The sequence below is a fragment of the Agrobacterium sp. A3-95 genome (assembly GCF_053521785.1).
Genome location: NZ_JBNWDR010000014.1, coordinates 49753 through 74615, shown reverse-complemented (window position 1 = coordinate 74615; position 24863 = coordinate 49753). Strand labels below are relative to the sequence as shown.

The 24863-nt window shown below is 58.6% G+C and carries 24 protein-coding genes and 2 pseudogenes; 14 read left to right on the top strand and 12 right to left on the bottom strand.

The window, feature by feature from the left end; translation table 11 throughout:
- The 4 genes and pseudogenes from ACQZ5Y_RS26575 to ACQZ5Y_RS26560 form a co-directional block, all read right to left on the bottom strand.
- A pseudogene (locus ACQZ5Y_RS26575) lies at nucleotides 1-1329 on the bottom strand (lactate dehydrogenase); the annotation flags it as partial.
- Between the two features lie 93 nt (nucleotides 1330-1422).
- A complete protein-coding gene (locus ACQZ5Y_RS26570; RefSeq protein WP_174019128.1) occupies nucleotides 1423-2028 on the bottom strand; it encodes a DUF1419 domain-containing protein in 606 nt (201 codons plus the stop codon).
- 73 nt (nucleotides 2029-2101) lie between these two features.
- Entirely contained in the window at nucleotides 2102-3130 is a 1029-nt protein-coding gene (locus ACQZ5Y_RS26565; protein ID WP_174051271.1) for a DUF3991 and toprim domain-containing protein, read from the bottom strand.
- A 184-nt stretch (nucleotides 3131-3314) separates the two neighbouring features.
- A complete protein-coding gene (locus ACQZ5Y_RS26560; protein WP_172977924.1) occupies nucleotides 3315-3491 on the bottom strand; it encodes a hypothetical protein in 177 nt (58 codons plus the stop codon).
- A gap of 497 nt (nucleotides 3492-3988) precedes the next feature.
- Between ACQZ5Y_RS26560 and ACQZ5Y_RS26555 the strand changes: the two genes are divergently transcribed.
- Nucleotides 3989-4192 carry a heavy-metal-associated domain-containing protein gene (locus ACQZ5Y_RS26555; protein WP_174019141.1) on the top strand — a complete coding sequence of 68 codons (204 nt, stop codon included), beginning with the start codon at nucleotides 3989-3991 and terminating at the stop codon, nucleotides 4190-4192.
- A 235-nt stretch (nucleotides 4193-4427) separates the two neighbouring features.
- Here the strand turns inward: ACQZ5Y_RS26555 and ACQZ5Y_RS26550 are convergent, their stop codons facing one another.
- The 6 genes and pseudogenes from ACQZ5Y_RS26550 to ACQZ5Y_RS26525 all read right to left on the bottom strand — a co-directional run.
- On the bottom strand, nucleotides 4428-4955 hold the full coding sequence (locus ACQZ5Y_RS26550) for a cytochrome c (protein WP_174019142.1): 528 nt from the start codon (nucleotides 4953-4955) through the stop codon (nucleotides 4428-4430).
- Nucleotides 4952-8092, bottom strand: a complete 3141-nt coding sequence (locus ACQZ5Y_RS26545) for an efflux RND transporter permease subunit (RefSeq protein ID WP_174019143.1) — start codon at nucleotides 8090-8092, stop codon at nucleotides 4952-4954. Before ACQZ5Y_RS26545 ends, ACQZ5Y_RS26550 begins: the two co-directional genes overlap by 4 nt.
- Nucleotides 8089-9525, bottom strand: coding sequence for an efflux RND transporter periplasmic adaptor subunit (locus ACQZ5Y_RS26540; RefSeq protein ID WP_174019144.1), 1437 nt, complete (start codon nucleotides 9523-9525; stop codon nucleotides 8089-8091). The genes ACQZ5Y_RS26545 and ACQZ5Y_RS26540 overlap by 4 nt, the downstream gene beginning before the upstream one ends.
- Complete coding sequence (locus tag ACQZ5Y_RS26535) at nucleotides 9522-9905, bottom strand: FixH family protein (RefSeq protein ID WP_236763116.1); 384 nt, start codon at nucleotides 9903-9905, stop codon at nucleotides 9522-9524. The genes ACQZ5Y_RS26540 and ACQZ5Y_RS26535 overlap by 4 nt, the downstream gene beginning before the upstream one ends.
- A 117-nt stretch (nucleotides 9906-10022) precedes the next feature.
- Nucleotides 10023-10406: a hypothetical protein gene (locus ACQZ5Y_RS26530; protein ID WP_174019146.1), complete on the bottom strand. Its 384-nt coding sequence runs from the start codon at nucleotides 10404-10406 to the stop codon at nucleotides 10023-10025.
- Between the two features lie 236 nt (nucleotides 10407-10642).
- Nucleotides 10643-10805, bottom strand: a pseudogene (locus ACQZ5Y_RS26525) (DUF305 domain-containing protein); the annotation flags it as partial.
- 310 nt (nucleotides 10806-11115) lie between these two features.
- On the opposite strand from ACQZ5Y_RS26525, the gene ACQZ5Y_RS26520 reads away from it, so the two are divergent.
- The 10 genes from ACQZ5Y_RS26520 to ACQZ5Y_RS26475 all read left to right on the top strand — a co-directional run bounded on the left by ACQZ5Y_RS26520 (nucleotide 11116) and on the right by ACQZ5Y_RS26475 (nucleotide 19361).
- The gene (locus ACQZ5Y_RS26520) at nucleotides 11116-11388 is read left to right on the top strand and encodes a hypothetical protein (protein ID WP_174019147.1); all 273 of its coding nucleotides are present in this window, start codon (nucleotides 11116-11118) and stop codon (nucleotides 11386-11388) included.
- A 224-nt stretch (nucleotides 11389-11612) separates the two neighbouring features.
- Nucleotides 11613-12008: a hypothetical protein gene (locus tag ACQZ5Y_RS26515; protein WP_236763118.1), complete on the top strand. Its 396-nt coding sequence runs from the start codon at nucleotides 11613-11615 to the stop codon at nucleotides 12006-12008.
- A gap of 90 nt (nucleotides 12009-12098) precedes the next feature.
- The gene (locus ACQZ5Y_RS26510; protein WP_174019148.1) at nucleotides 12099-12317 is read left to right on the top strand and encodes a hypothetical protein; all 219 of its coding nucleotides are present in this window, start codon (nucleotides 12099-12101) and stop codon (nucleotides 12315-12317) included.
- Between the two features lie 5 nt (nucleotides 12318-12322).
- Nucleotides 12323-13783: a TolC family protein gene (locus tag ACQZ5Y_RS26505; protein ID WP_174019149.1), complete on the top strand. Its 1461-nt coding sequence runs from the start codon at nucleotides 12323-12325 to the stop codon at nucleotides 13781-13783.
- Between the two features lie 14 nt (nucleotides 13784-13797).
- Nucleotides 13798-15156 (top strand): multicopper oxidase family protein, encoded by a 1359-nt coding sequence (locus tag ACQZ5Y_RS26500; RefSeq protein WP_174019150.1) that lies wholly within the window; start codon nucleotides 13798-13800, stop codon nucleotides 15154-15156.
- Between the two features lie 34 nt (nucleotides 15157-15190).
- Complete coding sequence (locus ACQZ5Y_RS26495) at nucleotides 15191-15667, top strand: cupredoxin domain-containing protein (RefSeq protein ID WP_174019151.1); 477 nt, start codon at nucleotides 15191-15193, stop codon at nucleotides 15665-15667.
- Between the two features lie 20 nt (nucleotides 15668-15687).
- Nucleotides 15688-15972: a copper-binding protein gene (locus ACQZ5Y_RS26490; protein WP_174019152.1), complete on the top strand. Its 285-nt coding sequence runs from the start codon at nucleotides 15688-15690 to the stop codon at nucleotides 15970-15972.
- A 73-nt stretch (nucleotides 15973-16045) separates the two neighbouring features.
- Nucleotides 16046-16978: a GNAT family N-acetyltransferase gene (locus tag ACQZ5Y_RS26485; RefSeq protein WP_174019153.1), complete on the top strand. Its 933-nt coding sequence runs from the start codon at nucleotides 16046-16048 to the stop codon at nucleotides 16976-16978.
- Between the two features lie 110 nt (nucleotides 16979-17088).
- The gene (locus tag ACQZ5Y_RS26480) at nucleotides 17089-18354 is read left to right on the top strand and encodes an adenylate/guanylate cyclase domain-containing protein (RefSeq protein ID WP_174019154.1); all 1266 of its coding nucleotides are present in this window, start codon (nucleotides 17089-17091) and stop codon (nucleotides 18352-18354) included.
- 557 nt (nucleotides 18355-18911) lie between these two features.
- The gene (locus tag ACQZ5Y_RS26475) at nucleotides 18912-19361 is read left to right on the top strand and encodes a DUF411 domain-containing protein (protein WP_174019155.1); all 450 of its coding nucleotides are present in this window, start codon (nucleotides 18912-18914) and stop codon (nucleotides 19359-19361) included.
- Nucleotides 19362-19371: 10 nt separating this feature from the next.
- On the opposite strand, the gene ACQZ5Y_RS26470 is transcribed toward ACQZ5Y_RS26475, so the two are convergent.
- Nucleotides 19372-19755: a MerR family transcriptional regulator gene (locus ACQZ5Y_RS26470; protein ID WP_236763120.1), complete on the bottom strand. Its 384-nt coding sequence runs from the start codon at nucleotides 19753-19755 to the stop codon at nucleotides 19372-19374.
- Between the two features lie 73 nt (nucleotides 19756-19828).
- Between ACQZ5Y_RS26470 and ACQZ5Y_RS26465 the strand changes: the two genes are divergently transcribed.
- Nucleotides 19829-20608, top strand: coding sequence for a MauE/DoxX family redox-associated membrane protein (locus ACQZ5Y_RS26465; protein WP_174051739.1), 780 nt, complete (start codon nucleotides 19829-19831; stop codon nucleotides 20606-20608).
- Nucleotides 20609-20660: 52 nt separating this feature from the next.
- Here ACQZ5Y_RS26465 and ACQZ5Y_RS26460 read toward each other — a convergent pair whose 3' ends face one another.
- A complete protein-coding gene (locus tag ACQZ5Y_RS26460) occupies nucleotides 20661-20858 on the bottom strand; it encodes a hypothetical protein (RefSeq protein WP_174060312.1) in 198 nt (65 codons plus the stop codon).
- A gap of 299 nt (nucleotides 20859-21157) precedes the next feature.
- Between ACQZ5Y_RS26460 and ACQZ5Y_RS26455 the strand changes: the two genes are divergently transcribed.
- Together ACQZ5Y_RS26455 and ACQZ5Y_RS26450 are read left to right on the top strand one after the other, a co-directional pair.
- A complete protein-coding gene (locus ACQZ5Y_RS26455; protein WP_174051741.1) occupies nucleotides 21158-22624 on the top strand; it encodes a multicopper oxidase family protein in 1467 nt (488 codons plus the stop codon).
- A gap of 14 nt (nucleotides 22625-22638) precedes the next feature.
- The gene (locus tag ACQZ5Y_RS26450) at nucleotides 22639-24849 is read left to right on the top strand and encodes a copper-transporting P-type ATPase (RefSeq protein ID WP_174051743.1); all 2211 of its coding nucleotides are present in this window, start codon (nucleotides 22639-22641) and stop codon (nucleotides 24847-24849) included.
- The last annotated feature ends 14 nt before the right edge of the window (nucleotides 24850-24863 follow it).

Here is a 24863-nt window from a genome sequence, read left to right as displayed (position 1 = left end):
TCGATCGCTCCGCCTTCCGGCTAGGCTAAGGAACGCCGCGTAAGTTCTCATTCCGTTCGTCCTTAGCGTACGATTTCGGACTGCTCTTGTTCTAACCCCGTGTGGCCGGCACGTATAGGTCTCGCCGAACGGCCCCGAGGTCAGCGCGTGCGTGCCGAGTACGAAGTCGGGGTGCCGGGCGAACCACCTGTTGACGCGGATCGCACCTTCATCGTCAATGGCTGCCCTGACTTCATCAACATCAAGCCACAGCTGGTCGCCTTCCGGCTCCCCGAGCTTTCGCTTCCGGAAGAACAGGATATCGACGACGACATCCGTGCCGGCGTCGCGGCGGAAGCTGCCTTCTGGCAGACGGATCGCGGCGATCAGGTCGGCGGATTTGGCGATATGCTCCCGCGGGGCCGGGTCGGCCTTGTCCATCGTCCCATGCGAGGTGACGAAGGCGGCGAGCGCGCCGGGCTTCAGCAGATCTATTGAACGCGCAATAAAATAGTCGTGCAGGCGAAGGCCGAGCGACCGATAAGCGCGGTCAGAGCGGACGGTGCGATCGGAGAAGGGCGGATTGCCGATCGCGAGATCGTAGATCGGCGCCAGATCGGTGCGGGCGAAGTCGCCATTGATGATCCGGGCCTTCGGCTGCAGCAGACCGACGATACGCGCCGTGATCGGATCAAGCTCGATGCCGGTCACATAGGCGGCGTCGCGAAAACGCTCCGGCATCAAGGCAGGAAACAGGCCCGTGCCAATACCGGGTTCGAGCACCCGGCCACCGCGCCAGCCGAGCCTCTGAACCCCGGCCCAGATCGCCCGGATGATGAACTCCGGAGTGAAATGCGCATATTGGGTGCAGCGGGCGAGCGACGCATAGTCTTCGTCGGAGACCGCTGTTTCGAGCGAGGAACCGAGCTCGTCCCAGCCCTTGCGGAAATCGACCTCGCCCGGACGGCGGAACATGCCGTTGGCCAGCTCGCCGGCGCCGAAACCGGTGAATCGGATCAGCTGCGCCTGTTCTTTACCCGTTGCTGGCCGGTCCTGCCTGGCAATGCCGTCGGCGACGAGGATTGCCGCGACATTCGCGCGGGCTCGATCCTTCCAGGTGGCGCCCAACTCGCGGTCGCCATCAAGATAGAAGTTTGCTCGAGACACTACTCGCCGAACAGGCGCGGCAATGACGGGGAGGGCAGGGGCCGATGCGGGCGGAGTGGGATCTGGCTCGTCATCATTGGCAGCATCGGGAGAGAAACCGCCAAACGCGGTCACACCAAGCCCGAGCCCGGAGGACAGGGCTGAGCTGCCGAACATGTCTAAAGTGAAGGGATCGTTGCTCATAATATTGGCTCCTTTGGAAAGCGGGCGTGCGAAATCGTCCGGTCGAGGATTCGACCGGCTGCAGCGCCCGGATTTGGGGGGATTGGTTCCGGCTTAGGCTGCCAGGACCGTGGGGAGGTGGCGCAGATGTACCGGCAGCTTGGCCGCGATTTCCTCGTCGGTCAGCGTGTCGAGCAGCTTCAGGAAACTGCCTTCCTTTCCGCCATAAAGCATGATCGTGCGATGGCCCTGCAGCGGCTGCGGCCAGCGGGGGCCGGCGTAACCACGATAGTCGTCCGCGGTCGTGCTCCAGATGTGCTCGAGCCGTTCCTCTCGGCTCATCGACCGAACGGGCCGGGTTTCCCGGTCGATGATCGCCGAGCGCATGGCTTCGACCGAGTTCGGATCGGAGAGGTCGCAATACGTATGAAAATAGCGCACAGCGTCGTCGATCCGGATCGCGTAGAATACCGAGGTCACGGAACCGGTCATAAACTCGCGCATCGCAAAGATTGGTCCACGCATCCAGAGTGGCGGAAGGATGTCGAGCATGTAAGTGTATGAATTCTCGTCAATCTCGAACCACTCGCCGGCATAGCTGGCCGACTGATCGCCATCAAAGCGATCTGGGCGCCTGGCGTGCCGGTCGAACATCCGGAACATGTCAGCGCGTTTGGCCACACCTTGAAATACTTTGCGGTGAAGGGATATCGAACTCATCAGCCTGGTCCTTTCGGGGTTTGGGGACCGAAGGCAGCAATGTCGTTTCGACCTCACCATTCTCTTCAGTCCTTCATGACCCCTCCCGAGCGGCCGGCCTCGCGTCCGGGCGGGTCAAGGGCCGGCCTTGGACGGGCGAAGCCTCCCTTGACGCGGCCGGCGCGCATGCGGCAGGCCTCATCTTCTTCTCCATTGTCCTTTCCCGTCTCTCCTTTTCCTTGGCTTTCAGAACCTCGTTCCAGTCGTCCGCGTGCGGACGTAGCCTCTGCCAGTCGCAGCCGGACGCCTCGGCGAGCGCACGCAATCGCTCTGCATAGACGTCTCCTTGGCAATTGGCATCCGTCGCAGCCACCAGTGTCAGTCCCGGCCGCACAGCGAGTTCGCAAAGTGCAGCATCTGTCGCTGGTGACCACCCGCCGCCGGTGCTGAGATAGAGAGTTCCCTCGCGCGGACCCTCCAGCGCTGCGAGGCTCATCGCGTCGATCGCGGCCTCGGTGACGCAAAGACGGTTGGCGTTACTCGGACCCAACCGGAACAGGAGCTTGGAGCCTCCAGTCGAGAACCCGCGCCATTCGGACCCTCGCTCTTCCCAGCCGACCACACTGCCATCAACCTGAACGTGGGCGGCCCACATGCTTCCAAAAGGTCCTTCCCGCAGGATGCCCTCCCGAATGGCCTGCCGGACTATGGCAGGCGGGATTGAGCGCTCCCAAGACAGATAGCGCCACGCGCCCGATCCGGGCGAAGGCGAGCGCCGGCATCGCCAACGGTCACCAATACCCGCGTCCGACACCGCATGCACCGACTGACGCCATTCCGGACGGGAAAGCTGAAACCCGACCAGCGCTGCGACAGCTTCCGCGGCAGCTGGGAACGAGGTCTTTTCCAGAAACATCGCGAGGCCGAACACATCACCCTTCTCGTCACCCAGTGGATCGAACCAGCCTCGTCCATCATGGGTCACAATAATGATATTGCCACCGTGCCGGTATTTGGCGGCACGACGCGTGCTTTCTTTCAGATCTATTTCGTATCCGGCGTGCTCCAGTAGGGCTTCACAACTGACCTCGGCGCGCAGCGCCTCCAATTCTTCTCGTTTCATGTTTTCTTCGGCCGCACGGCGGCCGTCCTTCCTTCATTCCCGCATTCTGCGGGCCACCTCTGTCCCGTCGCGAAGAGCGGAGGGGGCAAGGGCGCAGTGCGCAACTGACAAAAGTTGCAGCAGAGCGCTGCGGCGGAGCTTCCCTTGCGGCCGACAGGTCGCCAGCGGCAGAGAAAGGCGGGTCTCAATGAGACCCGCGCGGGAAATATTCGTGCACGATCTCAAGATCGTCTTCGTCATCGAGTTCGTCGGACGGAAGGACGCCGAATTCGTCGCCGGATTTGAACAGGGTGATCGGGACCATCAGGTTGTTGCAAAGGTGGAAGGCGTGAGACTGGGCGAGAGAGAGATCGTGTGCCATCGTGAGGTGCTCCATCGAAAGCGGGCCAATTCCCGCTGATGGCTCCTCAAAGGAACAGGGACGGTCGCGATCACCGCGAAGGCGAAGACGGAGCGGCGGCAGCTTGCTAGCCGACCCCTTGAGGGTTGATCGACGGAGACCCGGGCCTGGTCCAGGACGCCATCACAAGAAGCGGGATTGGAGCGCCTTCGATGCTTGCATAGATCGGCACTTGATCGCCAACGTCTAGCTGCTGCATCATATGCATTCAGACATTGATCTTTACTTCACCGTATTCGGGAGGTGACTTTCACCGACTATTCGCCAACTACACAATCGCCCTCCGATCATTTATGCGGAGATCGAGAGTAAATTTCCGCCTTTTTGTCTTTCATTTCGATGGATGTGCAAATTAAGTCCGGAAAAAGCAGCGCAAAATGAAATTTTCTCTTTGCCCTTGACCTTCCTACAATAGGAATCCCTATCTCTCTATCTGGTCCCATCGACAGGAGAAATAGATGTACGAATTCGACATTCCGAACATGACCTGCGGCCACTGTGCCGGAACCGTCAAGAAGGCTATCGAGCAGGCCGACCCGGCGGCGAGCTCGATGATAGATGTCGACACCAAGAAGGCCAAGGTCGAGACTACGGTCTCCCCGGAAGCTATAGCTGCAGCCATCAACGATGCTGGCTATCCGACGACCTACAAGTCTGTCTGATACGGGAACTTCAGACGGGAACGAGATCTTCGAACAGGATTGCCATTGATGGCAGGTCGAAAGAAATCATTCCGCCTTAACCCAATGGTCGGAGCTCCGCGGCGCCGACCCCTTCGTAGGCGACTGCCGCATGCGGTTCGCCGCAAGGCTAGGAAAGCATTCACGGTGGCGGGTCTAGCCTTTGCCTGCGCCCTGGCAGCTACGATGATAATCCTGAATGCTTGGGATTAGCAGATCACGGCTCTCGAAACTTCGCATGACAGCTCGTGCATGTCTGGAGCATGAGATGATACGCATGCTCGGCAGGTATCGATGCCGCATCCCGATCTGCATCCGCCTTCCGCCCGAATGGGCTTCCGAGCAGCGTGCCGCCCATTCTTGTGTCCGGTCCCAGCTCCTTCGGGTTGCGGTCGGCGGCGGAAGTGAGCGCAACGGCGTAGACTTCGAGATCGTGGGCGAGCTTGGCGAACTCTTCGGCCGACGATGAAATCACTTCCATATACGCCTTCGAGTCGGACTGCTGGCCGCCGCCGAAGCTCTCGACAAGGCGCCTTCCCGCATGCGCCCGGATGTTCTCCGCCGCCTCCCCGAGCTCCGTCTGAGTGTATGGCCTCCTCCCACCGAACAGCTCGCCGATGATCCTTGCCGAATCGGCCATGGATTTCATGTCGAGCTGGCGCTCCCAGGCTGGCGCGGCGGCTACCGCGCCAACAAGAGAGAGCGCGATTGTTGTGGCCCCGCCTATCCTTCGACACCACCTCATTTACGCGCCTCCAGGGTTCGCTGTGTGTGACCGAGACGCCAGCCTTTTGCGAGCGCGTAGACGGCCGGGATGACGACAAGCGTCAGTACAGTCGACGACATCATGCCGCCGATCATCGGAACAGCGATCCTCTGCATTATCTCCGATCCCGTACCTGTGCTCCAGAGGATGGGTATCAGCCCGGCCATGATGGCGACAACCGTCATCATCTTCGGGCGAACGCGCTCGACCGCTCCGACAACGATCGCCCGATTGAGGTCCACACGCGTAAACTCCCGATCTTCGGCGACGCACCGCCGTCGTTCCTCTGCCAATGCGTGATCCAGATAGATGAGCATGATGACGCCTGTTTCGGCCGCCACGCCTGCCAGCGCGATGAAGCCCACTGCGACGGCGACGGACATGTTGAAGCCGAGCCACCACATAAGCCAGATGCCGCCGACAAGCGCGAATGGCAACGAGAGCATAACAATCAGGGTCTCAGTGAGCCGCCTGAAGTTGAGGTAGAGCAACAGGAATATCAGAGCCAGCGTAAGAGGTACGACGATTGCCAGCCGCGCCTTCGCCCGCTCGAGATATTCGAACTGACCACTCCAGCCGAGCGAGTATCCTTTAGGCAGACGGACCTCGCCTTCGACTGCGGCCTTTGCCTCAGCCACATATCCGCCGAGGTCGCGGCCCGCGATGTCGACGAAGACGTAGACCGCAAGTTGCCCGTTCTCGGTCCTGATCGATGTCGCTCCTCTGGTAAGCTCCACCTTCGCCACGTTTCCGAGCGGCACGGTTCCGCCGCCCGGAAGGCTGACGAGGACATCCCTGCCGATGGCCTGCGGATCGCTGCGGTAGTCGCGCGGATAGCGGATGGCGACCGAATAGCGCTCCCGCCCTTCGACAGTCGTCGTCAGCGTCTCTGATCCGAGCGCCATTCCGACGACATCCTGAACGCTGTCGACCATCAGGCCGTAACGCGCGAGCGCCGTTCGGTCGGGGATGATGTCGAGGTAGTAGCCCCCTATTACGCGTTCGGCATAAGCTGAGGAAGTTCCCGCAACCTTCTTGAGGATTGTTTCGACGCGGCGTGCGACTTTCTCCATCTCTCCGAGATCTGTTCCGAATACCTTCACGCCGACTGGAGTGCGAATCCCGGTCGACAGCATATCGATGCGTGCCCGGATCGGCATCGTCCAGGCATTGGAGACACCGGGAAACTGCAGAGCGGCATCCATCTCCCGCCTGAGCGTGTCGACTGTCATTCCAGGCCTCCACTGATCCTTCGGCTTCAGGGTGATGATGGTTTCGAACATTTCGGTTGGAGCAGGGTCGGTTGCAGTCAGCGCTCTGCCCGCCTTGCCGAACACGGTCTCGACTTCAGGGAACGACTTGATGATCCGGTCCTGTGTCTGCATCAGCTCGGCTGCCTTGGTGACCGACAGGCCGGGCAAGGTGGTCGGCATGTACATGAGTGTCCCCTCGTCGAGTGCGGGCATGAATTCGCTGCCAAGCTGCCGAGCGGGCCAAACCGTGACCACCAGAGCCGCGAGTGCGATGACGATGGTCAGCGCTCTGGCCTTAAGTACCCCGGCGATCACCGGACGGTAGATCCATATGAGTATCCGGTTCAGAGGGTTCCTGTGCTCTGGAATGATCCTGCCCCGTACAAACACGACCATGAGCGCTGGCACGAGCGTAACCGAGAGGATCGCAGCCGCGGCCATCGCGAACGTCTTGGTGAACGCGAGCGGGCCGAACAGCCGCCCCTCCTGGGATTCAAGGGTGAAGATCGGTAGGAAGGAAACCGTGATGATGAGGAGGCTGAAAAACAGAGCCGGGCCTACTTCGGATGCCGCATCAATCAGGACTTCCGCACGCGGTTTGTCCGGAGGGGCGCGTTCGAGATGTTTGTGGGCGTTCTCGATCATCACGATTGCGGCGTCGATCATCGCGCCAATGGCGATGGCGATGCCGCCGAGACTCATGATGTTTGCTCCGATTCCGAGCATCCGCATCGCCGCGAATGCCATCAGGATTCCGACAGGAAGCATGATAATCGCCACGAGAGCGCTCCTGACATGCATCAGGAAGACGATTGTCACGATCGCGACGACGACCGACTCCTCGAGCAATGTCCCCTTCAGTGTCTCGATGGCGGCCTCGATCAGCCGCGAGCGGTCGTAGACGGGAACGATCTCGACCCGATCGGGAAGGCTCGCCTTTAGCGATTCAATGTTCCTCTTTGTGTTCTCGATAACGGTCAGCGCATTCGACCCATAACGCTGGAGGACGATGCCCCCAGCCACTTCGCCGTCGCCATTCATTTCCGTGATGCCACGGCGCTCATCGGGCACGGTTTCGACTCTTGCCACGTCGGCCAGCCGGAGCGGCACTCCCATCTCTGACCTGAGCACGATGTTCTCGATGTCTGCGATGCCCTGCAGGTATCCTCTGCCGCGAACCATGTATTCGAACTCGGACAGCTCGATAGTCCGGCCACCAACATCCCGGTTGCTCGACTTCACTGCGGAGGCGACTTCGTCAAGTGTAATGCTTTGCGCTTTCAACCTGATCGGATCGACGACGATTGAGTACTGTTTTACGAAGCCGCCAACGCTTGCGACTTCAGCCACCCCTTCCGAACGCGAAAGAGCGAACTTGACGATCCAGTCCTGCAGAGAGCGGAGTTCGGCAAGGGACATCTCCTTGGCGATCACCGCATACTGATAGACCCAGCCTACGCCCGTGGCATCGGGGCCGAGCGTCGGAGTAACGCTTGTCGGCAGGCGGCTTGAGGACGCGTTCAGGAATTCGAGCACACGGCTCCTCGCCCAGTATGGGTCAGTCCCGTCCTCGAAGATCACGTAGACGAAGGATACGCCGAAGAATGAGAAGCCCCGGACGACCTTGGACTTCGGCACCGTCAGCATTGAGCTCGTAAGCGGATATGTGACTTGGTCCTCGACGACCTGGGGAGCCTGTCCGGGATATTCGGTGTAGACGATGACCTGTACGTCGGAGAGGTCGGGGATCGCGTCGAGTGGAAGCGTTCGCAGTGCGTGAACACCGCCGGCGGCCACAAGTAACGCGCTGACAAACACGAGCAGCAGGTTTCGCGCCGACCAGGAAATCAATCTTGAAATCATGGATGTGCGTCTCCCGCGGCGAGCGCGTTCAGGGCAGAGTTCAAGTTGCTCTCGGCATCGACGAGGAAGTTGGCCGCCACGACCACGCGTTCCCCTGCCGAAAGACCCGCGGTCACCTCGCTTCGCTGCGTCGCCCGGACACCAACTTCGATGTCGCGCGGCTCGAACCGTCCCTCGCCCTTGTCGATGAAAACGATACGCCTGTGCCCGGTGTCGACGATCGCGTCGTTCGGCACAGAGACGACCGGGTCCGGCTGTCCGGACGAGATCTCGACGGTGCCGAACATGTTCGGGAGAAGTGTGCCATCAGGATTTGGGATCCGGATCCGCACCTTTGCCGACCTGGTTTGATCGCGGATCTCTGGATCCACAAGTTCGACGTCTCCACGGACTTTCACGCCGGGTCTGGCGCTGATGGCCACGCTTGCTGCCGCTCCGACTGCAACAGCACCGAGCTGGCTTTCGGGCACGTCAGCGACCATCCACATCTCACTCATGTCGGCGATCTTGAACAGGATGTTGCCCGGCTCCGCCATGCTCCCTGGGGTCGTCGCCCGCTCGATGACGATGCCGTCCGTCGGCGCGTCGAACGACATGCTTGGCGGAACCTTCCGGTCCCTGCGGATTGCCTCGATCGCACGGTCGGACATTCCGAGATTGCGAAGTCTCAATGCGCTTCCGGCGGTGTCGCCACCTCCGGACACGATATTTGCGTATTCGGATGCGGCGGTCGCAACTTCCTTCGAGTAGAACCTGAAGAGGCTTTCGCCAGCCTTCACGCGACTTCCCGCGGTGACTGCAGCCACTTCCTCGATGAAGGAGTCGGTTCGCATGCTCACCGCATGGATGCGGCGATCATCGAGCACGACGATCCCAGGAACGCGTAGCACGGTCGGCAGCTTCTCGATCGTGACTTCGGCAGTCCTGACTCCAGTGCGCTGAAGCTTCCCAAGAGGAACCCGGACGGTTGAACCACCATCGGCTTCACTCTCGTAGACGGGGATGTAATCCATCCCCATCGAATCCTTCTTAGGCACCCTTGAGGTGTCGGGAAGCCCCATGGGATTGCGGTAGAAGAGGATCTTACGTTTTGCCGCCGGAGCGCCTCCGGCCGCGGCAATCTCAGGACCCCTGCTTTCGGGCGTGTCCGCGAAGCTGACATCTTCGCTCGCTCGTACCGGAATGAAATCCCTGCCATCCGATGTCTTTGCAGGCTGCGCCGACCAAGCGGGATCTCCTCCGGGGTGCCGATAGTAGATAACGGGACCACTGCTTGGAGACCGGGCTTCTTCGGTGGCGGCTGGAGCCTCCGCCATCAGAAATCGGAAAGCGGCGATATCGGGAATGGTGACCCTGCCGGAGCCGAGCAGGTATCCTCCCCCGCCCCCGATGGCGAGGGAGCATGCGGACAGGAGCAATGCGGCAGTCTTCACGGGAGCGCCTTTATGACAACTTCGCCTTGGACTGTTTCCGGTTTACCCTGGACCTTGGCGGCGACCTTGAAACGCCAACCGCCTGCCATCGATAGGTTGGTGCGGAAGCGATACACGCCCGCCTCATTTACCGGAAGGTTCTGAACCGAAGTCGTCATCATCTCCATACCGTCAGGAGCCATGTCCATCCTGGTGGTGAAGATGACCGCGCCGGGGACAGGGTTTCCGGACTGCTTGTCGACCAGTCTGACGGCCACTTCGGCCTGCGGCCCATGCTTCACCTCGGAAGCGATGAGCTGAAATTCGTAGTCCCCGGCTCCGGCTAGACCGGTGCCTGCGGATACGGCAAGGAACGCGAGTGCGGCCGCGGTCGCTCGCATGGGTATGTTTCTCTTCTTCATGATTTCACGTCTCAAGACGCGCGGATGCGCGCAGGAACTGGACGCGCCGAAATGCTCCGCGAGGCGGAACGGATCGACGCAGCGAGCGAGAGTGATTCAGGCGCGTGGTGGCCTGGGGAGAGGCTCAGCGGGAGCCGACGCGAATTGCCGTTCGGCAACGCCTGGGAACGCCATCGATAACGGGTGGATCATAGGCAGGCCTTCGGCCGTAGACAGATTGCCGATGATTACGGTGGAGCAAACAAGGGCGAGCGGACAGGCTTTCATGCAGTCGGGTCCAGCAAGTTTCTGCTCTTGTGGACAGCATGGCATGTCGGCAATCGCCTCTTCGTCCGAAGACTGATCCGCCATCTCCATGCCCGTCATCGGACCTGATGAAACCATGGCCGCTGCGGCGGCCGTCACGCTGACCGGTCCCAGGAGGACCGCAAGCATGGCAAGCGCGCAGAGAATGCGTTGGGTGAACATCAGTGCCTTCATGGATCTATTCTTGCACGACAGGAAGGCGTTTGTGAAGTGGCTGCGCGAACCGAGCGATCCCTCGTGGAATCTCACCTTAAGTACGCCGCCACCCTCCGGCTAATTTCAAGCCCTCAACTGTATTTGCTTCGGCTCTCTGTTTTGTCGGCCGACCAAGCCAACACCCCGTCGTCGCCAACAGACATACGCTCAAGCGAGCTGCAGGTACCTATGCATGTCTTTATACCTGTGAATCAGCTCATAGCTTTGAAATCGGCGTTGTCGCCATATTTCAGCTCGGTCTGGGACATGCTGATAGCGCACATGTGGCGCGCGATCATCCCGCACGAGAAACACGTCAGGATCCTTCTTCATCATACCCTGCATCATGTTCAGGTTCACGGCCGTCATTCCATGCATTAGGCCTTCAAGAATAACAGTCTTCGGCCAGTCCGGTACAATTTCGCTTTTTCTGGGGGGACTAGCGTGCCCGCCAGATGAGCAAGATGGATCAATGGCGCTTCGATAAGTACGAGTATCTAGACGGGTACTAAAACTCTCTCCCCAAAATTACTTCCCGCCCCTCACAGAGAGAGCTGCGATTGTTGTCTGTGCCGATTACTTTCAAACCGCAGCTTACAAAGATGTAAAGTTCATGAAAAGCCCCTGTCACTGCTGAGATCTATTTTTTCCAAGCTGCAATCTGCAGTGTTGAAGCGAGGAGACCAAAATGAGAATTAAGTTCGTAGCGGCGTTCGTTGCACTAGCATTGACCGCCCCGTCTGCTTTTGCAACTGGACCGTTGAGCGACAGGGCGAGCAATGTTGACCGCATCGTGCAGGGGCACGGCCAACCTGGCGAAAGCGCTGTTGCATCCTCGGACCGCTCTGTTACTTTCGAAGTGCTGCCAGATGGCCGCGTCCGGCGCACCAACGCCACGTACGGGACGGTATCCATTTCCAATCCGGTCGCCGAGGCTCTTAGGCTCCGTAATCGCCGCTGAGTCGGTGACGATAGTGACAGATATCGGCGCCTGTTCGAACCGCCTAACAACGGCATGGAAAGAGCGCATTCGCCGGGCTGCTACTCGGGCATTCTGTCCCGATGTTCTCAGATTCATCGGGGCAGATCTGGGCTAATTGTTGACGATGCGACACGAACAGTGCAAAAAAATGATTGAGAGCTGGGTCGGTTGACAAGCCCGAAGGCTCTAGCGATGCTTAAGGCATGAGCGGGATGTATCGAATCACATCTAAAGCGATGGCAATGTTGTTCAGACTGGTGATGATACTGTCACTGGCAGGCTACAGCTTTACTGCCGTCAACGCCGCGATGCATCCCGACAACCCGCCCCGGATCTCCCAGATGGAGAACGATCATTCGTCACACCATGGCGACGATCACAGAGCCATGGCCCAAGCGAATGATCATGGCGACCAGCACGAGCACGGCAGTTCGGAAACAACGAAGAACTCCTGCTGCAAAGATTACTGCGGCGTCGCCGCTATCACCTGCACTGGCTCGTCCCTGAGCCACTCGCGGGTGGTCTCAGTTCATGAGTTCGCCGACGACAAAAATGCGGTAGGCGAAGCTCCGAGCCTTCATCGTCCACCTAACATCTGAGAACTAGCCCCCCGCTAGGCGGGTCTTGCGGTGTGTCCGCGCGACGTCGCGTGGCCGCACAAACACGATCTTAATTCTCGGATTCTCACCATGAAACTCATGTTTTTGGTGGTCGCCATACCGCTTGCAGTTAGCGGATGCGCCTCCACTCTGCCTGAAGTCGTAGCTTCGTCGGGCAATCCTGACGCTGTGTCCGGTACCCAGCCTGTCCGGTACCAGAGCCCGATCGGCGGCTACACTCAACGCCTCCCGACTGATCCCAAGCCCTGGCGCGGTCTTAATGACGCCCAGGCTCCGAAGAAGGGTTGAACGCGATGACGCTTAGATCGATCAAACTGATGTCTGCCATCGCACTTCCTCTCGTCGCCGCGGGCTGTGTGACGACCGACTACTCGGCAGTTGACGCTGGGTTTGCGAACGCTTCTGCGAAGAGCGGCGAGGCCACGGCCAAGCAGACCGTTTGGATCCAGAACCAGAAACAGGCCCAGGCAACGCGTGACCGGGTGAAGGCGCTGATGGCGAAGAAGACCATCGATGTTGAGACGGCCGTCCAGGTCGCCCTTCTGAACAACAAAGGGCTCCAAGCCTCCTATGCCGATCTCGGTGACAGCGCCGCAGACGCATGGCAAACGCAGTTATCGGTGTTTCCGACATTCTCGGTCGGGCTATCCGGCATCGGTACGCCGGGTCTCGAGGCCTACCGGGTTCTTGAAGGCGCCGTTGCCACCAATATTCTGGCATTGGCGACCTATGACCGCAACATCAAGCTTGCCGACAACCGTTTCAGACAGGCGCAGCTCAAGGCAGCAATCGCCACCATCTCGCTCGCCGCAGAGACTCGCCGTGCATGGATAAGCGCCGTCGCCGCGTGGGAGAACGTCGCCTACCTAAACCAGGCGAAAATTGCCGCCGACGCTTCCTCCGAGCTTGCAAAGAAAATCGGCGAGGCTGGTTCGATGCCCAAGGGCGAGCAGGCGCGCGAGCATGTCTTCTATGCGGAGCTGACGGGCGACACCGCCAAAGCCCGGCTGGAGGCGAAGCTGGCAAAAGAAGAGCTCGTCCGGCTGATGGGCCTGTCAGGCTCGGACACCGACTTCCAGATCCCGAACCGTCTGCCCAACCTGCCGAAGGCATTGATCAAGCGCGACGATATCGAAGCCGAGGCCATCCACAAGCGGATGGATCTTCAGGTCTCCCGTCTTGAGCTTCAGGCGACAGCGAAGTCCTACGACCTGACGAATGCCACGCGTATCGTTACAGATATCGAGCTTGTCGGCACCTGGGAAAAGGAACGCGAGCGAGAGGATGGCAAGATCTTATCCGACATCGCGAAGACGGCCGCGCTTGAGTTCACTATCCCGATCTTCGATTCAGGTCAGGCGCGCCTACGCAAGGGCGAACTCTCGTACATGCGGACGGCAAACCAGTTGGCACAGCTCGCAGTCAACGTCCGGTCGGAGGCACGCTCGGCATATGTCGCCTACAGGTCGAACTATGACATCGCCCGGCATTATCGCAACAATGTCCTGCCGTTGCGTAGCGCGATCGAGCAGCAATCAATGCTTAACTACAACGGTATGATCACCAGCACTTTCGAGCTCATCTCGGACACTCGCGACAAGATCACCTCCACCATTTTGGCCGTCAACGCGAAACGCGACTTCTGGCTCGCCGAGGCGAACCTCGCTCCCGTCATCTACGGCGGCAGCACGGGATCGGCTTCGGCCGAGACTGAGGTCGCGTCGGCCGAAGCAGCGCCAGCGGGCGGTCACTGAGAAAGGAAACGAGAATGTTCAGCAGAAGACAATTGCTCGGAGCGGGCGCTGCCTCGGCCGCCCTCGTCTCATCCCAATCCTGGAGCCAGACAACGAACATGGGCCTGCCGGAAGCAGCCGTGATGGATTCGCCGGCGACCCAGAAACCCGTGAAGCCTTCTGTCGGGCCGGATTACAATCCGGTCGTGACCCTCAACGGATGGACACTACCATTCCGTATGAACAACGGCGTCAAGGAATTCCATCTCGTAGCTGAACCCGTCGAGCGTGAAATGGCCGAGGGCATGACTGCCTACCTTTGGGGCTATAACGGCCAGTCACCGGGTCCGACCATCGAGGCCGTCGAGGGCGACCGCGTCCGGATCTTCGTGACCAACAAGCTTCCCGAGCACACCTCTGTCCACTGGCACGGCATGATCCTGCCATCAGGCATGGACGGGGTCGGCGGTCTGTCACAACCACACATCCCGGTCGGCAAGACGTTTGTCTACGAGTTCGATCTCGTGAAGTCGGGCACCTTCATGTACCACCCGCATTCCGACGAAATGGTGCAGATGGCGATGGGCATGATGGGCTTCTTCGTTGTCCATCCCAAGGATCCAGCGTTCATGCCCGTTGACCGGGACTTCGTTTTCCTCCTGAGTGCGTTTGACATCGATCCCGGCTCGTATGTGCCGCGGGTCATGGAAATGACCGACTTTAACCTGTGGACCTGGAACAGTCGGGTATTCCCCGGCATTGACCCACTCGTGGTGTCAAAGAACGACCGGGTCCGCGTACGCGTCGGCAACCTGACCATGACCAACCATCCAATCCACATGCACGGGTACGACTTCGAGGTGACCTGCACCGATGGCGGGTGGGTGCGGCCCGAAGCCCGCTGGCCGGAAGTCTCGATCGACATCCCTGTCGGGGCAATGCGCGCCTACGAGTTCGACGCGAAGTATCTGGGCGACTGGGCCATCCATTGCCACAAGTCGCATCACACGATGAACGCGATGGGCCACGAGATCCCGACCTTCATCGGGGTCGACAAGAAGGAAGTCGCCAAGAAGATCCGACAGTTCCGCCCGGAATACATGCCGATGGGTACCGCAGGCATGGCCGACATGGGCGAGATGTCGATGGAAATCCCGGAGAACACCGTTCCCATGATGACTGGCTGGGGCCCGCACGGCCCCATCGAGATGGGCGGCATGTTCTCCGTAGTGAAGGTCCGCGAAGGCATCTCGGCGGGCGATTACACCGATCCGGGCTGGTACGAGAACCCGCCGGGCACGCAGGCATGGGAGTGGACGGGCAGCGTGCCTGACGCAACCAAGGCAAAAGACGCGAAGACGCAGCCGCCGTCGAAGCATTCGAACCACGGCTGAAGACAAGTTCCCTAAACAACCAAAGGAAAACCAAATGAAGAACGCACTCATCGGCCTCCTGCTGGCCACGGCTCTTGCCACCCCGGCTTTCGCGTCCGGCTCGCACGAAGGCGGCCACGGCGAAATGGCAGTTGGCGAACCGGGCGACAAGTCCAAGGTCACGCAGACCATCCGTGTTAGTATGAAGGAAACACCAGACGGCAAGATGATCTTCACTCCAGCCAACTTTAAGGTCCGCAAGGGTCAGACCGTCCGCTTTACGATTAAGAACGAAGGTGAATTAGACCACGAGTTCGTTCTTGATCAGGAAGACAAAGTCATGGAGCACAAGGCCGTTATGGAAAAGTTCCCGGAAATGGAGCATGACGATCCGAACGCGATACGTCTCGCCGCGGGCAAGTCCGGCGAGATCGTCTGGAAGTTCACCAACGACGGCGTGTTCAAAATCGCCTGTCTCGTTCCCGGACATTACGACGCCGGAATGCACGGCGACGTAGCTGTCTCCAAGTAATCTGAAGAGGAATCTTACAAATGAAAACCATTTTCAAGATCGCTCTCGCTGCTGCCATCGCCCTCTCCTCCGCAGCCGGCGCGTTCGCCCAGGAATTCACGAATGGCACCGTCAAGAAGATCGACGCTAAGACGAAGAAGGTCACGCTCATTCACGAGGAACTGAAAAACCTCGAAATGCCTGCGATGACCATGGTCTTCCAAGTCACGGACGATGCGCTGCTGGCAAAGCTTAAGGAAGGCGCGAAGGTTCAGTTCGTGGCTGAGCGCGTCAACGGCAAGCTGACGGTCACGCAGGTGAAGTGAAAAGAGTCGTTTAGCTCCCTCGACGTGGTGCGGTCTCCTCTGCGAGGCCGCGCCGACATGATGGCGGTGCCCTATGAACATTGAAGTAAGAGCTGAGACCTTGAACGAGTTCGACGGTCGGATGACGTCCCATTTGGCTTATCAAGCGTTCGGGAGAATTGGACCAGAACTCTCATCAGAGAGGTTTTCTTGGGCGTACAAGAGCGGATATGACCGCGTCACTATAATCTCTGCTTTCACGGACGGGATCAAAATTGGTCAACTTGTGAGTTTTTCTAAAACTTTGTGCCTGGCTGGTCGCTCTGTTCAAGCCGCCGAGCTCGTTGATCTTTTTGTTTCACCCGAATTCAGGGGCGTCAAAGTGGCGGGTAAGCTCTACAAGACAATGCGCGATACGCTCGAGTACGAAGGCATCGCTGTGTTCTACACCTACGCGAACGAAAGAGCCTCTTATCTCAACCGTCGGCATCTGTGCTTAGAGGAATCTACTCAGCTCCCTGCCTACATAGGTCTTCACACAAACCTTCGCACATCCAAACAGAGCGATGTCACAATAAATGAAACCGTGGATGAGATCGCGGCGGCTTGTATTGCACGCACGAATGCGGGTTCACAGACTGGCGTGACAGTGACGGCAGAGCAATTGGCGCGCAGAATTAGCTCACCGATACATAAATATATATCCGCACACTACGGAGATGTTGCAATTATTGGATCGCCAAGAATTGTAAAGTCTGTTCCTCTACTTCTGATCTGCGCGACCTTCACTAAACTCAATCGACCCCCAGAGAAGAAGACGGTTCGAATGCTCACGTCGGCTCTATGTGGCGCTTCAGATCGAAAATTTTTCCTCTACGCGGGCTGGAACGACTCGTTCAAATTCGATCACGGTTTCAGAGTTCCTGGCAGTTTCTTCCAAGGAAGGCTTGTCATTCAGTCGAATTTCCTCGACAGCCGCCGTAACGACTTCGGTCGATTTGAGTTGATCGATTTAGATTATGCCTAGAAGGACGAAGTGGTCTCCTTCCAGCTTGTTTAGTCGTTTGAGGTTACATGAGTGAGATGTGGCGGTGGCCCATTCAGTACAATTTCCTACTCATTCGTAGAAAAAGTAAGATGACCCCAAGGACACCGCCTAAAGATCGCGAGGCGATGCATGAGCTTCGGTCCGCTTCGCTAAGATTTGTAGCCCTTTCAATTTTGATCGCGAATTTGATCGTCGGTGAAAATCAAACCAGCTTCGCCTTTAATATGATCGTCAGCTCATCGTACCTTGGCGTTAGCGTCGCCTCTGTCATTGCCGCGACTCGATTACCCGCGAACCGGCGCCTGAACGCAGTCTTTGTCATTCTTGATGCGTTGTTAGTGACGGTTGTCCTTTACGAGCACATTTTAGCAAACCCAATAAACGCCAATCATGGTCTCACGACGTCGAGCCTAGTTATTGCATTCATTCTTCTAAATCATACAGCGCTCAAGCTCGATGTTCGCCTCATAGTTTTGTTCTCGACGATCGTTTCTACAACATGGCTTAGTATGCTTGCAATAATGGCATCCAGGCATCAGTCTAGTACACCGCTTATGCTACTAGACAATCTTTTCAACCAGGAATTTATTCTTACTACCAGCTTCGGTTTTACGGCTTTGGCGCTCATTCTACTCGCCTTAGATTACGATCGAACTTGCAGGCATGCCCTAATGATTGACGAACGACGAATGAATCTGTCTCGTTTTTTCTCGCCCACCGTCGTATCCGATCTTGAGAATGCAAGTGCTGTTCTGGATCTAGAGCGTCGGAACGCAGCTATCATGTTCGTCGATGTTCGAGACTTCACCCGATATTCGGAAACAGCAACTGCGCAAGAATTAGCAAAGGTCCTTTCGGAATACCGACGTATCGTGGCCGGTACAGTATTCGCCTACGGTGGTACTGTCGACAAGTTCATCGGAGACGGTGTTATGGCCGTCTTTGGTCAGCCGAAATCGCAACCAGATGACGTAAGCCGGGCACTAGCTTGCGCAATGAAACTAGTTGGCGCACTCCACGAATGGCGTATGGCGAATATTGAGCAAGGCCTGCCAGCGCTTGCTACAGGAATTGGTCTCCACTACGGGACGGTCTTAGGCGGAGTTCTTGAAAGTGGTTTCCATGATGAGTTTACTGTGATGGGTGATCCTGTGAATGTTGCAAAGAGGCTAGATATTGTTGCCAAGGACCTTCAATCACCTCTCGTCGTTTCCACAATCGTTCTAGATCAAGTACCCGGCGCACAAAAATCCGCTCAGTGGTTACGAAAAGAAAAGGTGCGGCTTAATGGACGCAAGGAACTAATCGATATCGCCTATTTAGACTTGAATTTTAATACCAAGCAGACTCGCTAAGCGCACGGTTCCCGTAAAAATCTCAGCTGCAAAAATACCTTGTTTCTTTTTATAAGATCTTGGAGTTTACGACAGAACAGATCATGAAGATGGAGTTTGGCATAGCGACCTCCAAAGATCCTGCATCCAATTTCCCGACGAACTGGGCGTTGGCATGAAATGGTTGAAGCCGCCGACCTCTACGACACCGGGCGCCTCGCATCGCACACGGACTGAATGCATTCCGTGGTCAACGAAGAGTATCTCCCCACCTGGAGATGTCTCAGTGAGACCTATACCGACTTCGAAATCGTATTGTGTGTCGGTCGGAGTTATCGATGACGTTATTGCGAGACCAATGGTCCGGCTGTCGGAAAATCTAGCAATATGGAACGGCTGACGTTCCTGGGCTTGCGCGCCCGAGGTGACGGTGGCGACTGCGGCGACTAGAACACAGATGCGGCACATGGGCACCTCCCGGTACCATAATCAGAGCATAACACATGGCTCGGCTTCGCGACAGAATTTCCGCTTCTAGTTAGCGGCTGCATATTGCGGAGGCAGAGAGGAAAGAGATCATGAAACGTAGGGAATTCATCTGCATGGCCGCGTCGGCGGCGCTTCTCCCGGGCGCGGCTGTGGCCAGCATGCCCGAGCTGATCGTCCACAAGGACCCAGACTGCGGCTGCTGTGAAGCCTGGGCTTCCGCATTCGGGGATGCGGGGTTCTCGGTCGATCTTAGGAACGAGGACAACATGGATGCGGTTAAAAGGAAGCTGAGTATCCCCGCCTCTTTGCAAGGATGTCATACGGCAATGGTGGAAGGCTACTTCCTGGAGGGACACGTGCCTCTGGAAGCCGCCCAGAAACTGCTGGCGGAAAAACCCGCGCTCTCGGGTCTGGCCGTCGCAGGGATGCCGAAGGGATCGCTTGGGATGGGCACCGATCCAGGGGCATCCTACGATGTCATAGCGCTCCCGAGGGATGGATCTGCGCCATATGTCTACCTTGCGGTCAGGCCGAAGTGAACGCCTAGCGTCAGATGCCGAAAGACGACAAGATCGGACAGGGCCCGGTCTTTCCGGATGCGCACTCGCCAACAAGCCGCTTGAGCGCGTTCCTTGCCTGATCCAGTTCGGCTATACGGGCATCAAGAGCTTCGAGCCGGACTTTAGCAAGCTTCCGCGCTGCCTCCCGGTCGTCTCCCGCATCGAGATCCAGGAGTTCCTTGATCTCCTCAAGCGTGAAGCCCGCGGTCTGCGCCTGCCGTATGAATCTGAGACGGCGCAAGTCGTCCTCTCCATAATGCCGAACACCGACATGTTTCCTCGGCGTCGTCAGCAGACCACGCCGCTGGTAGAAGCGGATGGTCTCGACCCCCACGTTTCCAGCCGTCGCAAGTTTTCCGATCGTTATATCCATAGGCTGTTGACTCCGTACCACGGTACGGAACGTATGGTCATGCCAACGGTTTCACAAGACAAGGAGACGTGAAATGTTGGACAAGGTTCAAAACACGAAAAAGGCGGTCATCCATCGCATGGTGATGCCTGGCCATACATGCCCTTACGGGCTGAAGGCAAAGTACCTCCTGGAACGGGCCGGGTACGAGGTCGAAGACCACCACCTGGAGACACGTGAAGAAACTGAGGCGTTCAAGAAGGAGCACGATGTCGCGACTACGCCGCAAGTGTTCATCGACGGCAGGCGCATCGGCGGACATGACGACCTGCGCAGATTTCTCGGGAAAAAGGTGGTCGATCCGAAGGCAACGACCTACCGCCCGGTTATTGCGCTCTTCAGCATGACTGCGCTTACCGCGATGGCGGCGAGCTACGCCGTCAGCGGCGATGCGTTCACGCTGAAGTCAGCAGAATGGTTCATCGCATTCTCGATGGTGGTGCTCGCACTGCTCAAGCTTCAGAACGTTGAAACGTTTGCCACCATGTTCCTGAACTATGACCTGCTCGCGAAGCGGTGGGTCCCGTACAGCTACATCTATCCTTATGCGGAAGGGCTGGCTGGCATCCTGATGGTGGCTGGAGCCCTCAACTGGATTTCGGTCCCTCTCGCCCTCTTCATCGGCACCGTCGGTGCCGTCTCGGTGATTAAGGCAGTGTACATCGACAGGCGGGAACTTAAGTGCGCTTGCGTCGGTGGCTCCAGCAATGTCCCGTTGGGTTTCATCTCGCTGACTGAGAACCTGATGATGATCGCGATGGCTGTCTGGATGGCTACAGCCTCAATCGGCCTTGTCGGCGCTCACGCGATGTGACCTGCGCCCGCTTTCAAGGATCGGAGACGCTTTCTTCGCAAATCTCCGATCCTCACTTGATGAAGATCAACGCAAGCGTATTGTGGAGCGGTAGCTTGTTCCCGAGCACAACTGGGCTAAGCGAGATGAACCTGCGGAAGCTTTCACCGCTGATTTTGAGGATATGCGTCGCGCTGATCGCGGTCGCCGTTCTCTTCAGCGCGCCCGCCTCCCATGCAGCGCACCAGTCATGTTCCAACGTGGCCAGCAACTCCGTCTGGCAATCCCACAACGATGACCACCATTCGAAAGCAAAAGCGGCCCTCGGCGATCAGGCTTGCTGCAGCAGCATCTGCGCCGTCTGCCTGCTGATCATCCCGTCGCCGACGGCGTCTTCATCCGTCTCGTTCCTGCTGGCCCAAACTTCGGATTTGCAGGCTCCCCTAGTCGGGAGAGCGCCCTCACCCGGTCTCAAGCCTCCGCAGTCCGCCGTCTGATGAACTTGTCCGCTTTCAGCAGAAATCCACCACAAGTATTGTCTACGTACAGACAAGGATAGAGAGGCATAACATGTATCGCCGTCAATTTCTGAAGACTCTGGCCGCAGGTGCGGCAGCGGTCTCGCCCATCATCAACTCATCCAGCGCGCTTGCAAACTCCACGCCCGTGGACCTCATCATCGGCAAGAGAACTCTGGATGTGAACGGCAGGGCCGCCAGCGTTTTCGGGCTCGTAGACCGCAACGACCGGCCCGGTCTCATTTTAGACGCGGGTTCTGATTTCAACGTCCGCCTTCTCAACGAGACATCCGAGGACACCCTCATCCACTGGCACGGTCTGACGCCGCCGTGGACCATGGATGGCGTTCCGGAAAATCCGGCCACGCTACTCATGGCCAAAGACAGCCGGAACTACAACTTCCCGGTCGGCACTGGTGGCACCCATTGGATGCACGCTCACACTCTGCAGGAGCAGAGCCTGCTTGCAGCACCGTTGATCGTCCGGACAACCGAGGACCGGGCGCGCGATGAACAGGAAGTCGTGGTACTCCTCCATGACTTCTCGTTCAAATCTCCTGAGGAATTGCTGGAGGCCTTGCAGGGCGGCAGTTCCATACACAGCGGCATTCAGTCAGGCCAGCAGGGCATGATGCAGATGATGACGAACATGCAGGGTCACCAGATGCCAATGACAGATATGTCGACGATGAGCATGCCAAAAGAGGGAATGTCGTCGCCTGACCTGAACGATATCGAATACGACGCATATCTCGCCAACGACCGCACTCTCGACGATCCTGAAGTCGTCAGGATCGATAAGGGCGGTCGCATCCGCCTGCGCATCATAAACGGAGCGACGGCGACCTCGTTCACGATCGATATTGGCGGCATCGTCGGTAGCCTGATCGGCGTGGATGGGAAAGATGTAGTGCCGATAAAAGCAAGCCGCTTCCCCATCTCCATGGGCCAGCGCCTCGACATCCGGTTGGAGCTTCCTACAGGTCCAGGTTCGTATCCGATCCTTGCGCTACGCGAGGGCGCGACAGAGCAGACGGGGATCGTCCTCGCGACCAAGAACGGAATCGTCGGAAAGATCGGCACCAACGCCTCGAAGGCGGGTCCCGTTCTCGACCTCGGGCTCGAGCAGAAGCTCCGTGCGAAGACACCTCTTTCCGCGCGGACTCCAGACCATCAGTTCGCGGTTGACCTGACAGGTGACATGGCTGCCTACACCTGGAACATTGCTTCCTCCGTGCCACTGGACGTCTCCAAGGACAAGCGAGTTCGCCTGACCATGCGGAACATGTCCATGATGGCGCACCCGATGCATCTCCACGGGCACCATTTCCAGGTTGTGCGCATCAATGGCGAGGATGTCGCGGGAGCCGTTCGCGACACCGTCCTTCTCACTCCGATGGCAGAAGTCGCCGTAGAGTTCGACACGATCAATCCTGGCCGATGGCCGCTTCATTGCCATCACCTTTATCATATGGCGACGGGGATGATGACCTATGTCGCCTACGACGGCGCGATGTGATCAGGAGACCTGACATGGCACACGACCATCATGGACATGCCCACCATCATGATCACGCCCAACCCGGCGAGGTGGGAAAGACGATCCCACTAAAGACACCGCCTGCGGGCGAAGGAACCGTTTACACCTGCCCGATGCATCCACAGGTCAGGCAGATCGGGCCGGGCAACTGCCCGATCTGCGGAATGACCCTGGAGCCGGAAGCGCCGACGCTTCAGGAGGGTCCCAGTGAAGAACTCATGGACATGCAGCGCAGGTTCTGGGTCGGCCTCATGCTGGCCCTTCCCGTGCTGGCGCTCGAGATGGGCGGGCATCTGACGAACCTGCATATGCTGCTTGGGCCGCAGACGTCGAACTGGATACAGATGGTCCTCGCCACTCCTGTCGTTATCTGGGCGGGCTGGCCCTTCTTCGAGCGCGGCTGGCAGTCACTGGTGACGCGCCATTTGAATATGTTCACCCTGATTGCCATGGGCACCGGGGTCGCTTGGATATACAGCGTCGTCGGAACGGTCATGCCGGGTGCGTTTCCGGAAACCCTACGCTCGGCTGAGGGCACGGTCGCCGTATACTTCGAGGCCGCCGCCGTCATCACCGTGCTTGTTCTGCTGGGGCAGGTTCTCGAACTTCGGGCGCGTGAGCAGACTGGCGGCGCGATCCGTGCGTTGCTGGATCTCGCACCGAAGACGGCGCGGCGGGTTAAGGCCGACGACGCCGACGAGGACATCGGTCTTGACGCGGTCGTCGTGGGAAACAGGCTGCGTGTACGTCCGGGGGAGAAGATTCCCGTCGACGGCACCCTTCTCGAGGGCCGAAGCTCCGTGGACGAGTCCATGATCACAGGCGAGTCCATGCCGGTCACAAAGCAAGTCGGAGCCAAGCTCATCGGAGGCACGATGAACCAGACTGGCGGCTTCGTCATGGAGGCTGGCAAGGTCGGACGCGACACGATGCTGTCACAGATCGTCCGGATGGTCGCGGAGGCGCAGCGATCCCGAGCTCCCATCCAGCGGCTCGCGGATGAAGTGTCAGGGTGGTTCGTTCCTGTGGTGATCGCGATCGCCATCGTGTCCTTCATCACCTGGATGCTGATCGGCCCGGAGCCGCGTTTCGCCCATGGCCTCATAGCGGCGGTCGCCGTGCTGATCATCGCCTGCCCCTGCGCGCTGGGCCTCGCCACCCCGATGTCCATCATGGTCGGTGTCGGCCGCGGCGCAAGGCTAGGCGTGCTCATCAAGAATGCAGAGGCCCTCGAACGCTTCGAGAAGATCGACACGCTGGTCGTCGACAAAACCGGAACCTTGACCGAAGGTCGACCCAAGGTAACGGCGATCGCGCCGAGCGACGGCATTTCCGAATTGGAACTACTCCGCCTTGCAGCAACCCTAGAGCGGTCGAGCGAGCATCCGCTGGCGCTGGCCATCGTAAACGCCGCCAATGAGAGGGGTATTCCGGTCGGCGACGCACGGGACTTCGACAGCCCGGTGGGCAAGGGCGTGACAGGCACGGTCGAAGGCAGGAGGCTGATCCTGGGCAGCCACCGGATCATGGGCGAGTCCAGTGTCGAAGTGGCCGCGATGGCTTCCAAGGCCGAGGAGCTACGCGACGAAGGCGCAACCGTGATCTTCATGGCGGTTGATGGCGCACTTGCAGGTCTTTTCGCAATCGCCGATCCGGTCAAGGAGACCACGCCCGAGGCCGTTCAGTCTCTCGTGGGCGAAGGAGTTCGGGTGGTCATGCTGACGGGCGACAATACGACAACGGCCAAGGCGGTCGCACGGAAGCTCGGCATAGCCGAAGTTGAGGCTGAAGTCTTGCCGGAAGATAAGAGCAAGATCGTCGCGCGCCTCCGTAACGAAGGGCGCATTGTCGCCATGGCCGGAGATGGTGTGAACGATGCTCCCGCGTTGGCGGCGGCGGATGTCGGAATAGCGATGGGAACAGGCACGGACGTCGCAATCGAGAGTGCGGGCGTGACCCTTTTGAAGGGAGACCTCCAGGGGATCGTTCGCGCCAGGCAGTTGAGCCGGATGACGATGCGAAACATCCGTCAGAACCTCTTCTTCGCGTTCATATACAACGCGGCCGGCATCCCCGTCGCGGCCGGCCTCCTCTATCCGACCTTCGGCCTTCTGCTTTCTCCGATTATCGCGGCGGCTGCCATGGCCCTTTCATCGGTGAGCGTGATCGCCAACTCACTCAGACTCCGGAGCATCAAGCTATGAACTATTCCCAAACA

Coding starts and splice junctions, on each gene's coding strand:
- ACQZ5Y_RS26570 (WP_174019128.1), bottom strand. CDS start 2,028: ATGAGTTCGATATCCCTTCACCGCAAAGTATTTCAAGGTGTGGCCAAA.
- ACQZ5Y_RS26565 (WP_174051271.1), bottom strand. CDS start 3,130: ATGAAACGAGAAGAATTGGAGGCGCTGCGCGCCGAGGTCAGTTGTGAA.
- ACQZ5Y_RS26560 (WP_172977924.1), bottom strand. CDS start 3,491: ATGGCACACGATCTCTCTCTCGCCCAGTCTCACGCCTTCCACCTTTGC.
- ACQZ5Y_RS26555 (WP_174019141.1), top strand. CDS start 3,989: ATGTACGAATTCGACATTCCGAACATGACCTGCGGCCACTGTGCCGGA.
- ACQZ5Y_RS26550 (WP_174019142.1), bottom strand. CDS start 4,955: ATGAGGTGGTGTCGAAGGATAGGCGGGGCCACAACAATCGCGCTCTCT.
- ACQZ5Y_RS26545 (WP_174019143.1), bottom strand. CDS start 8,092: ATGATTTCAAGATTGATTTCCTGGTCGGCGCGAAACCTGCTGCTCGTG.
- ACQZ5Y_RS26535 (WP_236763116.1), bottom strand. CDS start 9,905: ATGCGAGCGACCGCGGCCGCACTCGCGTTCCTTGCCGTATCCGCAGGC.
- ACQZ5Y_RS26530 (WP_174019146.1), bottom strand. CDS start 10,406: ATGAAGGCACTGATGTTCACCCAACGCATTCTCTGCGCGCTTGCCATG.
- ACQZ5Y_RS26520 (WP_174019147.1), top strand. CDS start 11,116: ATGAGAATTAAGTTCGTAGCGGCGTTCGTTGCACTAGCATTGACCGCC.
- ACQZ5Y_RS26515 (WP_236763118.1), top strand. CDS start 11,613: ATGAGCGGGATGTATCGAATCACATCTAAAGCGATGGCAATGTTGTTC.
- ACQZ5Y_RS26510 (WP_174019148.1), top strand. CDS start 12,099: ATGAAACTCATGTTTTTGGTGGTCGCCATACCGCTTGCAGTTAGCGGA.
- ACQZ5Y_RS26505 (WP_174019149.1), top strand. CDS start 12,323: ATGACGCTTAGATCGATCAAACTGATGTCTGCCATCGCACTTCCTCTC.
- ACQZ5Y_RS26500 (WP_174019150.1), top strand. CDS start 13,798: ATGTTCAGCAGAAGACAATTGCTCGGAGCGGGCGCTGCCTCGGCCGCC.
- ACQZ5Y_RS26495 (WP_174019151.1), top strand. CDS start 15,191: ATGAAGAACGCACTCATCGGCCTCCTGCTGGCCACGGCTCTTGCCACC.
- ACQZ5Y_RS26490 (WP_174019152.1), top strand. CDS start 15,688: ATGAAAACCATTTTCAAGATCGCTCTCGCTGCTGCCATCGCCCTCTCC.
- ACQZ5Y_RS26485 (WP_174019153.1), top strand. CDS start 16,046: ATGAACATTGAAGTAAGAGCTGAGACCTTGAACGAGTTCGACGGTCGG.
- ACQZ5Y_RS26480 (WP_174019154.1), top strand. CDS start 17,089: ATGACCCCAAGGACACCGCCTAAAGATCGCGAGGCGATGCATGAGCTT.
- ACQZ5Y_RS26475 (WP_174019155.1), top strand. CDS start 18,912: ATGAAACGTAGGGAATTCATCTGCATGGCCGCGTCGGCGGCGCTTCTC.
- ACQZ5Y_RS26470 (WP_236763120.1), bottom strand. CDS start 19,755: ATGGATATAACGATCGGAAAACTTGCGACGGCTGGAAACGTGGGGGTC.
- ACQZ5Y_RS26465 (WP_174051739.1), top strand. CDS start 19,829: ATGTTGGACAAGGTTCAAAACACGAAAAAGGCGGTCATCCATCGCATG.
- ACQZ5Y_RS26455 (WP_174051741.1), top strand. CDS start 21,158: ATGTATCGCCGTCAATTTCTGAAGACTCTGGCCGCAGGTGCGGCAGCG.
- ACQZ5Y_RS26450 (WP_174051743.1), top strand. CDS start 22,639: ATGGCACACGACCATCATGGACATGCCCACCATCATGATCACGCCCAA.